At 36.5% G+C, this 13065-nt stretch carries 12 protein-coding genes; 6 read left to right on the top strand and 6 right to left on the bottom strand.

Features of this window, described 5'->3' with window-relative positions:
* Positions 1–75: 75 nt before the first annotated feature.
* The 4 genes from ACFSQS_RS11815 to ACFSQS_RS11800 form a co-directional block, all read right to left on the bottom strand.
* The gene (locus ACFSQS_RS11815) at positions 76–1338 is read right to left on the bottom strand and encodes a POTRA domain-containing protein (RefSeq protein ID WP_388018968.1); all 1263 of its coding nucleotides are present in this window, start codon (positions 1336–1338) and stop codon (positions 76–78) included.
* The gene (locus ACFSQS_RS11810) at positions 1335–2066 is read right to left on the bottom strand and encodes a hypothetical protein (protein WP_388018965.1); all 732 of its coding nucleotides are present in this window, start codon (positions 2064–2066) and stop codon (positions 1335–1337) included. Before ACFSQS_RS11810 ends, ACFSQS_RS11815 begins: the two co-directional genes overlap by 4 nt.
* Positions 2067–2151: 85 nt before the next feature.
* Positions 2152–3018 carry a transporter gene (locus ACFSQS_RS11805; RefSeq protein ID WP_388018962.1) on the bottom strand — a complete coding sequence of 289 codons (867 nt, stop codon included), beginning with the start codon at positions 3016–3018 and terminating at the stop codon, positions 2152–2154.
* A gap of 89 nt (positions 3019–3107) precedes the next feature.
* On the bottom strand, positions 3108–3821 hold the full coding sequence (locus ACFSQS_RS11800; RefSeq protein WP_388018959.1) for a DUF547 domain-containing protein: 714 nt from the start codon (positions 3819–3821) through the stop codon (positions 3108–3110).
* A gap of 204 nt (positions 3822–4025) precedes the next feature.
* Here ACFSQS_RS11800 and ACFSQS_RS11795 point away from each other — a divergent pair, with 204 nt between their 5' ends.
* From ACFSQS_RS11795 to ACFSQS_RS11770, 6 genes are all read left to right on the top strand, one after another.
* Positions 4026–5393, top strand: a complete 1368-nt coding sequence (locus ACFSQS_RS11795) for an NAD(P)/FAD-dependent oxidoreductase (protein ID WP_388018956.1) — start codon at positions 4026–4028, stop codon at positions 5391–5393.
* Between the two features lie 38 nt (positions 5394–5431).
* On the top strand, positions 5432–7012 hold the full coding sequence (locus ACFSQS_RS11790) for a 4Fe-4S binding protein (protein WP_388018953.1): 1581 nt from the start codon (positions 5432–5434) through the stop codon (positions 7010–7012).
* 145 nt (positions 7013–7157) lie between these two features.
* Positions 7158–7508 carry a GIY-YIG nuclease family protein gene (locus ACFSQS_RS11785; protein WP_388018950.1) on the top strand — a complete coding sequence of 117 codons (351 nt, stop codon included), beginning with the start codon at positions 7158–7160 and terminating at the stop codon, positions 7506–7508.
* A gap of 105 nt (positions 7509–7613) precedes the next feature.
* Positions 7614–8090, top strand: a complete 477-nt coding sequence (locus tag ACFSQS_RS11780) for a toxin-antitoxin system YwqK family antitoxin (RefSeq protein ID WP_388018947.1) — start codon at positions 7614–7616, stop codon at positions 8088–8090.
* The gene (locus tag ACFSQS_RS11775; protein ID WP_388018944.1) at positions 8087–8803 is read left to right on the top strand and encodes a glycosyltransferase family 2 protein; all 717 of its coding nucleotides are present in this window, start codon (positions 8087–8089) and stop codon (positions 8801–8803) included. The genes ACFSQS_RS11780 and ACFSQS_RS11775 overlap by 4 nt, the downstream gene beginning before the upstream one ends.
* Positions 8800–10290 (top strand): cellulose synthase family protein, encoded by a 1491-nt coding sequence (locus tag ACFSQS_RS11770; protein ID WP_388018941.1) that lies wholly within the window; start codon positions 8800–8802, stop codon positions 10288–10290. The genes ACFSQS_RS11775 and ACFSQS_RS11770 overlap by 4 nt, the downstream gene beginning before the upstream one ends.
* A gap of 219 nt (positions 10291–10509) precedes the next feature.
* Here the strand turns inward: ACFSQS_RS11770 and ACFSQS_RS11765 are convergent, their stop codons facing one another.
* On the bottom strand, positions 10510–11937 hold the full coding sequence (locus ACFSQS_RS11765; RefSeq protein ID WP_388018938.1) for a sulfatase: 1428 nt from the start codon (positions 11935–11937) through the stop codon (positions 10510–10512).
* A 47-nt stretch (positions 11938–11984) separates the two neighbouring features.
* On the bottom strand, positions 11985–13031 hold the full coding sequence (locus tag ACFSQS_RS11760; RefSeq protein ID WP_388018935.1) for a sugar-transfer associated ATP-grasp domain-containing protein: 1047 nt from the start codon (positions 13029–13031) through the stop codon (positions 11985–11987).
* Positions 13032–13065: the final 34 nt, after the last annotated feature.

The following is a 13065-nucleotide window of genomic DNA, read 5'->3' as shown; positions in this document are numbered from 1 at the left end:
TTGTTGGAGCTCCTCGCAGAGAGCGACTTGTGAAAGCCCGACCCCAAGGCACGAAGGGGTAACACCCTAAATACTTTAAAAATACTGCCCTATGCCAAACACAAAACCCTTGGTTGCGTTTTTGGTTAAACCGTAACCGTAATCGATTCTAAAAATGGCATTGTATATTTTTTTATGGATAAAGCGAAGCCCCAAACCTGGATATATTTTGATGTTTTCGTCTTTACTAAAATCGCCAAAATCGCCCCCTGGATTTCGCCACGAACCAGCATCAACAAAAGCATTGCTTTGTAAAACAAACCAATTTTTCTCGTAAATGGTATAGCGGAATTCGGTATTTAAAACAATAACACCTGTGCCTCTATCAATGGTGTTTCCTACGCCGCGAACATTCAAATTATTATCTACCGAGAAAGGTGCGAATGGGGTTTTATCGTTTTTAGAGAGCCCCAATCTCAATCGGTTTGCCCAATTACCTTTTGTTCCAAATCGTCTGAAATAAAAGAAGTCGTTCCAGCTTATAAAAAAATCGGGCAACATATCGTTGGTCGAGGTTACATATTGAAGGTTAAATTGGTTTTTTACACCGGACACATATTGATAAAAATAGTCCAGATTATTGTATTCGTAAATACTTTTAAGCAACCATTTATGTACATTTAATTGCTGCGGCACATTGGGGTTTGTAGCGCCAGATTTATATAAATAATCTTCAACAAAATAGTTGACTCCGAGTTCAAGTTTATTATTAAAATTAAACTCGTACAATCCTAAAATCTCTAAAGATTGGTTGTTATATTTATAATCGGCCGTCGTGTTATCAAAAAAAACGGGCTCTTGGGTTGTTAAATCTTGATAGTTTACGGCCAATCCCAATGCGTTGCAAAACAAATACGGCGCTCTAAAATTTATGGCGTAACTGCTGTAAATATCCTTTTGATAGAAACCGCCAAAACCAATGTTTCGCCCCAATAAGTTAAATTCGTGCAAGCCCAAACGGTACGCAAACTCATCATTATTGGTGGTATAAATATTTGCCGATGGTATTAAGGATAAGTTTTCCTCGATATTATAGAACACGTTGCAGGTATTATCATTAGAGTGAAATACTTGAAAATACGCGTGAGATACCGAGGGCAATCGTTTTAAGCGTTTTATATCTTGCTCGATAACCAGCGAATCCAACTTTTCTCCAGTTTTAATAGATGAAATTTTTTTGATGAAAGACGATTTAAGTTTTTTATTACCCTGAATTTTTAAATCGGCTACCGTATAATTCTGCGAAAACAAACCTGCGCTAAACAAACTTACCAATACAAAGGTTAGAGTTTTATTCATTGTGCTTCAAAGTTTTTTTGAATTACCCCATTTACCCAATTATCTTCACTAACATCCATTAATGTAAAGTTATAATTATTTCCCGTAACCAAAGCAAATGGTGTTTGCGTGGTGATATTTAAAACCACATTTGAGGTGTTGTAATATTGAAAATGATTCTCGTAAGTATAAGTGCCCGAAAGTAAATTGTTTTGCGCATTTGAAACCACTTGAAAATATATGGCATTATCGCCAAAGGCATCATCTTCCCATGTAAAATTAGGCATTCCTGAAACATTTTGATTTATAGAAACCTCATCGTTCCAAACGGTTGGTTTTGTGTTTTGTTTAGACCGGATTGGTTTTGAGATTTTTATTTCCCTATTCAACTCAAAGGTAACAATTATCCATTTTTCGTTAGCAGATAATTGCGTAAACTTGCCTAAATAACCATTAAAAAAAGGTTCGCTTTTAATAGCTATTTGCTTGTAATTTGAAAAATTGTTTTCATCAATTAGAGCGCTTCCAGTTTCATAAAACCGAATATTGGTTGCGCCAATTTCTGGGTAGTAAAAGGTTAAAACCTCGTTGGTGTTTGCATCGCTTGCCGCACAAGCAATAACCGCCCCCATTTCAAAAGATTTGTTTAAAATGTAAGCTTCTAAAGTATTGCACAGGTTATCATCTGCATCTTTAGAACAAGATACAAAAACCAAAAAGCTAACGAATATGCACTTTATTTTCTTCATTTAAAACCCTATAAAGCTAGCGTAAAAAAGTTACATCTGCTTAACTCATTTCAAGTAATGGCGATTAAGAAACTTCTATTATTAATTAAAATAGTGCGCGCAAACCTAAATTAAAAGATTGCCCCAAACCCGTAGTATTGCCTCTAACAAAATTGCTGTAAAGCACTTCTAGATTTAAGGTTTTGTTTAATTGATATTTTCCGCCAAAACCCAATGCCGTAAAATCTTGTTTAAAATCGCCAACACGTTGTTGGTGTTGTGCAAAGCCTAAAATGGTAAATTCCTGATTGGGGAAATAACTTAAAAACACACCTGGAGCCAACACAAATGTTTTATCGGCAAAACTGGTTTTCTCTCCAAAATTATACTCGGTATTCAACTCTGTAAACAGTTGCCAATCGCCACTCGGGAAGGTGTAATCGTAGAAAAAACGATTTTGAAATGTGTAAGCCGTTTGGTCTAAAAATACTGAATTTTCGGTTTCGTTATCAGCCAAAGGAATATGAAATGCGGTTTGAACTGTAAAGTTGCTCACATTTTTTAACGGATTGAATTTGATGGCGGGCGCAAAAGAAGTTATGCCCGAACGTGCCGTATTGGTTTGGCCATCAAACTTAAAAACATCGAGGGCTTTTCGGTTCCCAACCACGTTGGAGCGCATTTCAATAAGCAACCCAATATTTAATTTATTGTTTTCTGAAACACCCGTAAACACATCGATTGTTGATGTGAAATAGGTTTCCCGCGGTTCGTTTTTAAACACATCGCCACTACCGTTTGCCACTTTGGTTTGGGTGTATAAATTGTTGAAAAACTTAATGTCCCATTGCCCTTTCTTTAATAATTTTGATGGCGTATAGGTTTGAATGTTGCTTTTTTGCGTTTCTTCTTCTTGTGAAAACCCGGTAAATGCTATTACAGAAATTACGAGTAATGCTATTGTTTTTTTCATTTAAAATACTTTTTTTTATTTCCGTGAAAACGGAAATCTGTTATTATTTAGTTATAATTTAAAAGATTACCATTTTCATGGAAATGAGTTTATTGTTTGTTTAATGCCCAATCGTATTGAAAATAACTTAATTTGTACTTGCCTTCTAATTTTTTGGTTCGGTATTGGTTTATAAAATCGATTTCGGTTTTCCCGTTTAATGTAAAATCTTCTTTATACCATTCCATGATTTGAGATACCTGTGCACGCTTTTTCTTCGTATTCACTTTTAAAAAACTACCGTTTATGGCTTTTTTGGTCTGCATTTCCAATTGCGCATCAAAAGTATTTGGCAAATAGGCTTTATTTATTAATGGCGGACAACCAACGGCACCACAAACCAACACAAAATGAAAGCGGGCATCGTTAAATTGGGCTCTTAATAACTTGTTTTGAATATCGTCTAAAGTGATGTTTTTTCCAGCTAAACTATACGTTGTTTTATCGAAAAAACCAGCGTTATCCAAAGGCGATTTTGTGGGATAATTATCTATAATGCCTTTTATAACAGACAGGTTGTAAGCGTTAATCCAAAAGGCTTGATAGACTAAAGCATCTGCTTTTGAAACCGAAACAGCTTCGGCCAATTCCATCAATTCATTCAAGCTTCTTTGATTGTTGTAAATGCCAGAATAGGCTACTTTCCCCTCATCAACATAAGTTCTAAAAAAAGTATCAGCCTTACTAAAAAAAACATTCACATCTTGCGTAAACCCTTTTAAGCTCACTAAAATAATTGCTAAAATAATTGTTTGTTTTTTCATGTAATTCAATTTAATGTTTACAAAGTAACACCACCTAAGTCGTTTAAAATGTTAACTTACTTACATGGTTGAAAAAAAGTTTTTTGCGTCTTTAAAATTTTTAAATCCTTACAAAACCCTTATAATTTAAAGCAATTCTAAATTAACAACTTCCATATAAGTTATTATCTTTAACTTCGACCAACTACAACACAATCACTAAATATGGAGCACATTGTTATAATAGGAAATGGCATTTCGGGCGTTACCGCTGCGAGGCATATAAGAAAACTTTCCGATAAAAAAATCACTATCGTATCTGCCGAAACCGATTATTTCTTTTCCCGAACCGCGCTAATGTACGTGTATATGGGACATATGAAGTTCGAGCACACCCAACCCTACGAGAATTGGTTTTGGAAAAAAAATAAAATCGACCTTAAAAATGCTTATGTAAAAACTGTTGAAACAAAGGCCAAAACATTACATTTTGCCGATGGAGACACCTTGCAGTATGATAAACTAATAATTGCCACGGGCAGCAAACCCAATAAATTCGGGTGGCCAGGGCAAGATTTAAAAGGCGTTATGGGTATGTACCACAAACAGGATTTAGATAATCTTGAAAAATATGCGCCCAACAATAAAGTATGTAAACACGCCGTAATTGTTGGTGGCGGATTAATAGGTATTGAGCTTGCTGAAATGTTGCATTCGCGACATATTCCAGTGACTTTTTTAGTACGGGAACATAGTTTTTGGAATGGTGTTTTACCTCCAGGCGAAAGCGAAATGATTAACCGCGAAATTTTAAAAAACGGTATCGACTTACGATTAGGCGTGAATTTAAAAGAAATTAAAGCCGATGAAAACGGCCAGGTAAAATCGGTGATTATTGAAGAAACAGGCGAAGAAATTGACTGCAATGTGGTGGGATTAACTGCTGGTGTTTCACCGAATATTGATTTTTTAAAAGAATCTGAAACCCGTACTGAGCCTGGGCGAAGTATTGAAACGAATCGCGGTGTAAAAGTAAATCGGTTTTTAGAAACCAATATCCCCGATGTTTATGCCATTGGCGATTGCGCCGAACAACACGAAGGCATTGATCTACGCAGACCCATTGAAGCCGTTTGGTACACCGGACGCATGATGGGAGAAACCGTAGCGCAAACCATTTGCGGCAACCGCATTGCATACAAACCCGGGCATTGGTTTAACTCGGCCAAGTTTTTTGATATTGAATACCAAACCTACGGTTGGGTTTGGGCGCAACCAAAAGAAAACGAAGCCCGTTTTTATTGGGAACACCATAAAGGCAACAAATGCATTCATATAAATTACGATAAAAATACCCGTGAGTTTATTGGAATTAATACCTTCGGAATTAGAATGCGTCACGAGTTTTTCGATAAGGTTTTAACCGAAAAACGTTCAGTAGATTATGTTTTAGAACATTTGGCCGATGCAAATTTCGACCCCGAGTTTTACAAACTGTACGAACCGGAAATCGTTGCAAAATTCAACCACGAAAACAACACGAACATTCAACTGAAAAAGAAAAGTTGGAAACGTATTTTTCAAGCCTCATAAATAGTTTCCCTTCTTCAAGGGAATAAAAAAAGATTTTAATGAAGAACATTCAAAACATAGGACTTGGTTTATTTTTAACAGGTCTCGCTATATTTATCGCACTGATATTTTTGGGAAAATATGAGTTGACTTCAAAATCATTCAACAAAATAATTGCAAATAAAGAGATTAAAAGTGAGCTTTTTATTGATGATTTAAAAACGAACGTGGTTGAGAAGGAGTTTACAAACCCGTTTTCATTTTCATCTCAAATCACATCGGCATTAAAAACAGCAAACGAAACCCACAAACAAAATAGCGAATGGAATAAAGTTATTTGGGATAAGCCACACAGCTTTTCTTACCAAATAGCCAAAAGCGCCGGAAGCGGCATGGTTAAAGAAAACAAATGGCTGTTTTGGTGGCTCACTTTTGGTTTGGGCATTATTGGCGCGTTGTTATTTATTATTCCAAAGGTTATTACCTTAGGGCCTGCAGGCATTAAAAACAATGGTATTTATCATAGTGCAGCGACCAATCGCGGGTGGATTGGTTGGTTCGCCTTTATATTTTTGGTGGGTTTTTATATCCTGCTTTATTTCAGGCCCGATTATACTGTAAACTGGGTTTACCTTGTTGATCCCATAAGTGAAAGTTTAAACGGAAATCCAGCAAGCCAATGGTTTTTATACGGATTTTTGTATTGCGTGGTTATGGTAGTTATGGCGGTAAGAATGTACATAAAGTACCGACACAATAAATACCAAATATTACGAACCACATCGGTTTTGTTTTTTCAAATTGTGTTTGCCTTTTTAATTCCAGAGATTTTAGTGCGTTTTGAAAAACCTTGGTACGATTTTAAAAACGCCTTCCCGTTGGATTACGATTTCTTCTTTAAATGGAACCTTGATGAACTTATAAATAGCGGTGGCTTGGGCTTGTTTATTTTAATTTGGGGCATCGTATTAACCTTGGTTATTGTTCCGGTAATGGTGTATTTCTTTGGAAAACGCTGGTATTGTAGTTGGGTTTGCGGATGTGGTGGTTTAGCTGAAACCTTGGGCGACCCTTACAGACAACTCTCCGATAAATCGTTAAGCGCTTGGAAATTGGAACGTTGGTTGGTACATGGTATTCTGGTATTTGCTTTAGTAATGACAGGCTTTACACTTTACTCCTATTTTTCGGGAGCTGAGGCGGTATTGGGCATTAAAACACAAACCATACAAGATATTTACGGCTTTTTAATCGGTGCCATATTTGCCGGGGTTATCGGCACAGGCTTCTATCCCATTTTTGGCAATCGGGTCTGGTGCCGTTTCGGTTGTCCGTTAGCGGCTTATTTAGGTATAGTACAGCGTTTTAAATCGCGTTTTAGAATAACAACCAATGGCGGCCAATGTATTTCTTGTGGTAATTGTTCCACGTATTGTGAAATGGGAATCGATGTGCGCGCCTATGCACAAAAAGGCGAAAATATTATTAGAGCGAGTTGTGTTGGTTGTGGCATTTGTGCCGCTGTTTGCCCGCGAGGTGTTTTAAAACTGGAAAATGGCCCGGAAAAAGGACGTATCAATCCAACCGATGTTTTACTTGGGAACGATGTAAATTTAATGGATTTAGTGAATCAGGAATAAAAAGTATTCAACAAGCTCAGACCGACATCAGTTTTCATTATTGGCAAAAAAACATCAAATTTATTAGTAGATATTAAATTAATTATAAAGACAAATTGAAACTATAATGTCACGCTGAGCTTGTCGAAGCGCAAAAAAATAAAACATGGAATTTTATTACGTTTACATATTACTTTGCTCAGACAACACATTTTATACAGGAATGACAAACGATTTGGAAAGGAGAGTCAATCAACACAAATCGGGTTACAAAAAAGATAGTTATACATTCGAAAGACGACCAATTGAACTTGTTTGGTATTTAGAATGCACAAATCCAACAGAAGCCATTAAAATTGAAAAACAAATTAAAGGTTGGTCTCATAAGAAAAAAGAAGCTTTAATTAACGAAAACTGGAAAGACTTAATTGAGTTTTCAAAAAACTATACTGAATATGGGCATCCAAATACACGAGATCAGTCTTCGACAAGCTCAGACTTACATCAGTTTTCATAATTGTCTTTGTTCAAAGTGTTGATACATTGAACACAATTGACAACTACTTAAACAAAGCAAAAAAAATTACAATGTCTTGTTGAGCCCGTCGAAACAGCTATTCAAATGAAAAAAAACATAATCTTCATATTAATCTTAATCAGCATATCGGCTTCAGCTCAAAAAACCTATCAAAAAAATTATTTTGATAACGGCATTTTAAAATCTGAAGGCTGGATAAAAAGCAATCAAAAAAATGGTTATTGGAAATTCTTTTACAAAAACGGAAACATTGAAAAAGAAGGTCATTTTTCAGCAAACAAACCTATAAAATATTGGTATTTTTACACCGAAAACGGCACAAAACAAAGTGAAGGGCATTTTGCAAAAGGCGAAAAAACAAACTGGTGGTTATTCTATGATGCTTCAGAAAAAATAAACCATAAATGCCAACTTAAACGCAACAAAAAGAACGGCTATTGCTTAATGTATAAAAACGAAAAATTAGTCTCTGCCGCAAAATATAAAGCCGGTATAAAAATTAAAACATGGACAGATTTAAAATCATTTAAAAGAGAAAACAATTTACTAAACCTACAATGATAAAAACCTGCACCAAGCAAAACCTAAGTATAAAAGTCATTATTCCTGCCTATAACGAAGCAGACTCCATTACCCATGTTATTAATGATATTCCCAATATAGTTGATGAAATTATTGTGGTTAGCAATAACTCTACCGACAACACCGAAATAAACGCCAAAAAAGCAGGTGCAACCCTTTTAACCGAAACCCAAAAAGGCTACGGATACGCTTGTTTAAAAGGAATGGAATACATTGCAAATCAAAATAAAAAACCAGATGTAATAGTTTTTTTAGATGGCGATTACAGCGATTACCCGGATGAATTAACCAAAATTGTAGCCCCAATTATTGATGATGATATAGATTTTGTAATCGGTGCGCGTGTAAAACGACTGAGAGAACAGGGCGCTATGACGTTTCCCCAAATTTTCGGCAATTGGCTATCTACCAGGTTAATGACCTTGTTTTTTGGAGCAAAATTTACCGACTTGGGGCCATTTAGAGCCATTAAATACGAAAAGCTATTACATCTAAATATGGAGGACAAAACCTATGGTTGGACGGTAGAAATGCAACTAAAAGCTTTAAAGCAAAAACTAACATACACCGAAATACCCGTGAATTACAGAAACCGAATTGGCGTTTCAAAAGTTTCCGGAACCGTAAAAGGTGCTATATTTGCAGGCTTTAAAATATTAGGTTGGATTTTTAAATACAGTATTAAAAAATGATTTTAGAAACCATAATTATAGTTGTTTACACCATCGCGTTATTGCTTATATTTATGTATGCTTTGGCTCAACTAAACCTACTATTTAATTATTTATCTTCTAAAAAAAACAATACATCCTGCGAAACTTTCAATTTGTCAAACCCGGCAGAAATCCCTTTTGTAACCATACAATTACCCGTTTATAACGAAATGTATGTTATGGAGCGTTTGCTCGACAACATTGCCGAAATCGACTATCCAAAGAACAAATTGGAAATCCAAGTTTTAGACGACTCAACCGATGAGACTGTTGAAACCACAAAAAATCAAATCGATAAACTTAAAGCCAAAGGTTTAGACATTCAACATATTACCCGAACCAATAGGCAAGGCTTTAAGGCCGGTGCACTTAAAGAAGGGTTAAAAACAGCCAAAGGCGATTTTATTGCCATTTTCGATGCCGATTTTCTACCAAAAAAAGATTGGCTAAAACGCACCGTTCCTTATTTTAAAGACAACAATATTGGGGTTGTACAAACCCGTTGGGGGCACATTAATCGCAATTTTTCGGTGTTAACAAAAATTCAGGCCTTTGCTTTAGATGCGCATTTTACATTGGAGCAAGTAGGCCGAAACAGTAAAGGGCATTTTATAAATTTTAACGGAACCGCCGGCGTTTGGCGCAAAACCTGTATTATAGATGCTGGCAATTGGGAAGGCGACACCCTAACCGAAGACCTCGATTTAAGTTACCGCGCCCAATTAAAAAACTGGAAATTCAAATATCTTGAAGATGTAGAAACACCGGCAGAACTCCCCGTAGCCATTAGCGCAGCACGCTCGCAACAATTTAGGTGGAACAAAGGCGGCGCCGAAAACTTTAAGAAAATGCTCTGGAAAGTACTTAAAAACAAAAATATTTCGGTAAAAACCAAAATCCACGGCCTGCTGCATTTACTTAACAGCACCATGTTTTTAAACATCCTTATCGTAGCTGTTTTAAGCATCCCCATGCTTTATATAAAAAACGAATACACGCACTTAAAAGCCTATTTTTTAGTGATGAGCTTTTTTGTAATAAGCACCCTAATATTTTTTGTTTGCTATTGGATTATGTACCGCAGAATTTACGGCGGTGGTATAAAAAACTTTATGAATTACATAGGTTTGTTTTTTGTGTTTTTCTCCATAGCCATGGGATTTTCATTGCACAATTCCATTGCTGTTCTAGAAGGCCACTTGGGCAAAAAAAGCGAATTTATACGCACGCCAAAATTCAATATAAGCACGATAAAAGACGGTTGGAAAAACAACAAATACCTCAAAAAAACAATCTCGGTACACGTTATCTTTGAAGGTGCCCTCATGCTCTACTTCGCCTTTGGTATGTACAGCGCATTTGTGGTTGGCGACCAAGGTGGCGATTTCGGGCTGTTTCCCTTTCACCTCATGTTATTTCTAGGTTTTGGCTACGTGTTTATTAAATCGTTGACTTCAAAAATCTAAAATCTACCACAATTTGTAATGCAGTGATTGTTTCAGCAGAGCTTCACCATTATTTGGGCTTTCCACTATATCTTTCTTGAGCTTAACTTGTTTAAATATTTCATCAAGTTAGTTTTACAGATTTAACTATAAGTTACAAAAACAAAGTTAAAGTTAAGCATAAAAAAGGATGAGTTTACCCTAAGCTTATTGAAGCGCATCAATCTCTAATGCAAAGGCTTACTCGCATTTAGCTTTTAATTGTTGTTTAAGCTTTTCAACCCATTCGGGATGCTTTTCGGCTATATTCTGGGTTTCCTTTTTTGTGGTGGCGTGGTCGTAGAGTTCGGTAAAACCATCATCGTGCAACACCAATCGGTGCGTATTGGTTCTTAAAGTTACAGCACCAGATTTATAAGCCAAAGCGTTATGGCCAACGGTATCTTTTTTGTTCAAAACATTTTTTAACGAAACGCCTTGTGCAAATTCAGGCATTTCAATATCCGCTAAATCGCATAACGTTGGAAAAACATCCAAGGTTTCCACCATGGCATCTGTAGAAAAACCGCTTTGTTTTGCTCTAGGATCGTAAATTACCAATGGTGAGCGCAGCGATTCCTCAAATAAAGTATGCTTGCCCCAAATGGCGTGCTCGCCCAAATGCCAACCGTGGTCGCCCCAAAGCACTATAATGGTGTTTTTATAGGCTCCGGATTGCTTTAAAGCCTCGAGCACTTTAGCTATTTGGGCATCGGCGTAAGTAATGCAGGCCGCGTAATGGCGACGTATTTGGTATGCAAAATCGGCATCCTCGTTTGGGTTTTTGCCCCATCGGTTATACTGTTTAAATTCATTTGAATTATGCCATGTGGTTCGACCTTCTGGTTTTTTGGGGTGTTTAATTTCAGGAAAATCTGCATCTTCATAATCATCGTAATAATTCTTGGGTGCGCCAAAAGGCAAATGGGGTTTAATAAAACCAACCGCCAAAAAAAAAGGCTTTTTATTATTTAGGGCTAATTGTCTTAATTCATTTACTGCAACTTCAGTTATGGCGCCGTCTGGATAAATACTGTCATTGCCTTCAACAGATTGAAAAACGTCCATCTTGCTGGCGTTTACGCGAATTTCACCATGTGCCAATCCGTGCATGGCACCTTTTGGGTGCTGCCATTCTTTAACTGGCATAAGCTGTCTGTGCCACGCATTTGGCATTTCTATAATAGTACTATCATTCCAATTAGCACCACCTCTTCCGCCTGGGTGGTGAGATACCTTGCCTACCGAAACCGTTGTATATCCATGGGTTTTAAACCACTCGGGCATGCTAGGGTTTGTTTTTTTTTCTTTGGCAATTTGTTTTGCCCTTAAAAAAAGAGCGTTATTGTTGGGCGTACCGTACAGACCCGTTAGCAAAGTATAACGCGATGGCCCGCAACTTGGGGAATTAACATAGTGTTTTTTAAATAACACGCCTTGTTTGGCAAGCTTATCTATGTTTGGTGAAATGATATGCTCTGCACCAAAACTTTTTAAATCCGGCCTTAAATCGTCAACACAAATTAGGAGTATGTTTGGCTGCTGCTCTAGCGTATAATTTTTACAACCCACTGCAAATAAAACAGATAAAACAACACCAATAATAAAACCTGGTTTTCTGTTTTTCATTATGTTGCTTTAAATAATTTGTAAATATTGGCACAAAACTAAAAACGTTACTTTTTCCATAAATTTTCCCATCCTAAATCTGCGTAACAGGGACCTTGTGTGGCTTCGCCAAATTTTATATCGTTATGCCCGCCATTCCATTCCATTATTTTAACTTCGGTGTTCTCATCTACAATCAAGTCCCATCCTATGGTTCTGGAAAAAGGCATTAATTTGTGCAAGTTTGTTACCGAAGCTATGCATTTGTTAAAATGTGGTATTATGCTTTTGTTGAAAACATAATTGCTGTCCGGATGTTTTTCAATGGTGTGCATATTTGTATCATATCCTATTTTGCATATCTCCCCAGTTTCTGTATTTAAAGGCACTCTTAAATGAGTTAGGGATTTTACATGCGTATCTGTAGTTCTTCCCAATCGAAGAAACCCGGACCGGAGCGACACTTCTCCATCTTCATCAATATAAGTTGTTAGCCTTATGGTTGCTACAGAACCTGAAACAATTTCATTAAAAAAAGCGTGCTGCTTAATGTACTGTTGGGCTATGCCATTACCTAAGGCCATGACTTTATTAATTTCGAAATTATCTTTAGAAAAAAAATGCACCCCTAAGCCTCTCAATGAGTTATCTGTTTTGTAAACAATCTTTGGAGATGTTTTAAATAAAAATTCTGCTACTTTTTTTTGGGGGATAACAGCATAGTCTGCGGTTGTCCATAAACCATTAACATAATAGGCTCTGTCGGGGAAAAGTTTACTAGCAAAAATCTTGTTTTGAAGCGCGTTTAAATCGTCTAAATCTCCGTATTGGCCTTTAAGTGCCGGCACTACCACTTTGCCATAATAGTTGTCTGGAATCCATCCTTCTTTAAAACTGCCGCTAATGGCGCTATACACATAAAGCCAGGGCGAATAACCGACCCAACCAAACACATCTGCAGCATATTGATTGCTTAACTTTATAAACTTGGGGTTTGTTTTCCCTTTTTGAGCCTCGATTTTTTTAAGAAAATTAGTGGCTTCTTTTTTATGATTTGAATGATATAGCCTTAAAAGAACTTTATCAACAACTTTTTTTGCTTTGGTTCTAATCATATTATTTTATTTAGATTTTTGCTGATGTAATAAA

This window comes from Gelatiniphilus marinus, from assembly GCF_042684345.1.
Taxonomy (GTDB): Bacteria; Bacteroidota; Bacteroidia; order Flavobacteriales; family Flavobacteriaceae; genus Gelatiniphilus; species Gelatiniphilus marinus.
Note: the sequence above shows the minus strand (reverse complement) of the source record. Positions and strands in the feature narration are given on the sequence as shown.

Bases quoted from the DNA above. Each gene is read 5' to 3' on its own strand.
- ACFSQS_RS11815 (WP_388018968.1), bottom strand. From the start codon at position 1,338: ATGAATAAAACTCTAACCTTTGTATTGGTAAGTTTGTTTAGCGCAGGT.
- ACFSQS_RS11810 (WP_388018965.1), bottom strand. From the start codon at position 2,066: ATGAAGAAAATAAAGTGCATATTCGTTAGCTTTTTGGTTTTTGTATCT.
- ACFSQS_RS11805 (WP_388018962.1), bottom strand. From the start codon at position 3,018: ATGAAAAAAACAATAGCATTACTCGTAATTTCTGTAATAGCATTTACC.
- ACFSQS_RS11800 (WP_388018959.1), bottom strand. From the start codon at position 3,821: ATGAAAAAACAAACAATTATTTTAGCAATTATTTTAGTGAGCTTAAAA.
- ACFSQS_RS11795 (WP_388018956.1), top strand. From the start codon at position 4,026: ATGGAGCACATTGTTATAATAGGAAATGGCATTTCGGGCGTTACCGCT.
- ACFSQS_RS11790 (WP_388018953.1), top strand. From the start codon at position 5,432: ATGAAGAACATTCAAAACATAGGACTTGGTTTATTTTTAACAGGTCTC.
- ACFSQS_RS11785 (WP_388018950.1), top strand. From the start codon at position 7,158: ATGGAATTTTATTACGTTTACATATTACTTTGCTCAGACAACACATTT.
- ACFSQS_RS11780 (WP_388018947.1), top strand. From the start codon at position 7,614: ATGAAAAAAAACATAATCTTCATATTAATCTTAATCAGCATATCGGCT.
- ACFSQS_RS11775 (WP_388018944.1), top strand. From the start codon at position 8,087: ATGATAAAAACCTGCACCAAGCAAAACCTAAGTATAAAAGTCATTATT.
- ACFSQS_RS11770 (WP_388018941.1), top strand. From the start codon at position 8,800: ATGATTTTAGAAACCATAATTATAGTTGTTTACACCATCGCGTTATTG.
- ACFSQS_RS11765 (WP_388018938.1), bottom strand. From the start codon at position 11,937: ATGAAAAACAGAAAACCAGGTTTTATTATTGGTGTTGTTTTATCTGTT.
- ACFSQS_RS11760 (WP_388018935.1), bottom strand. From the start codon at position 13,031: ATGATTAGAACCAAAGCAAAAAAAGTTGTTGATAAAGTTCTTTTAAGG.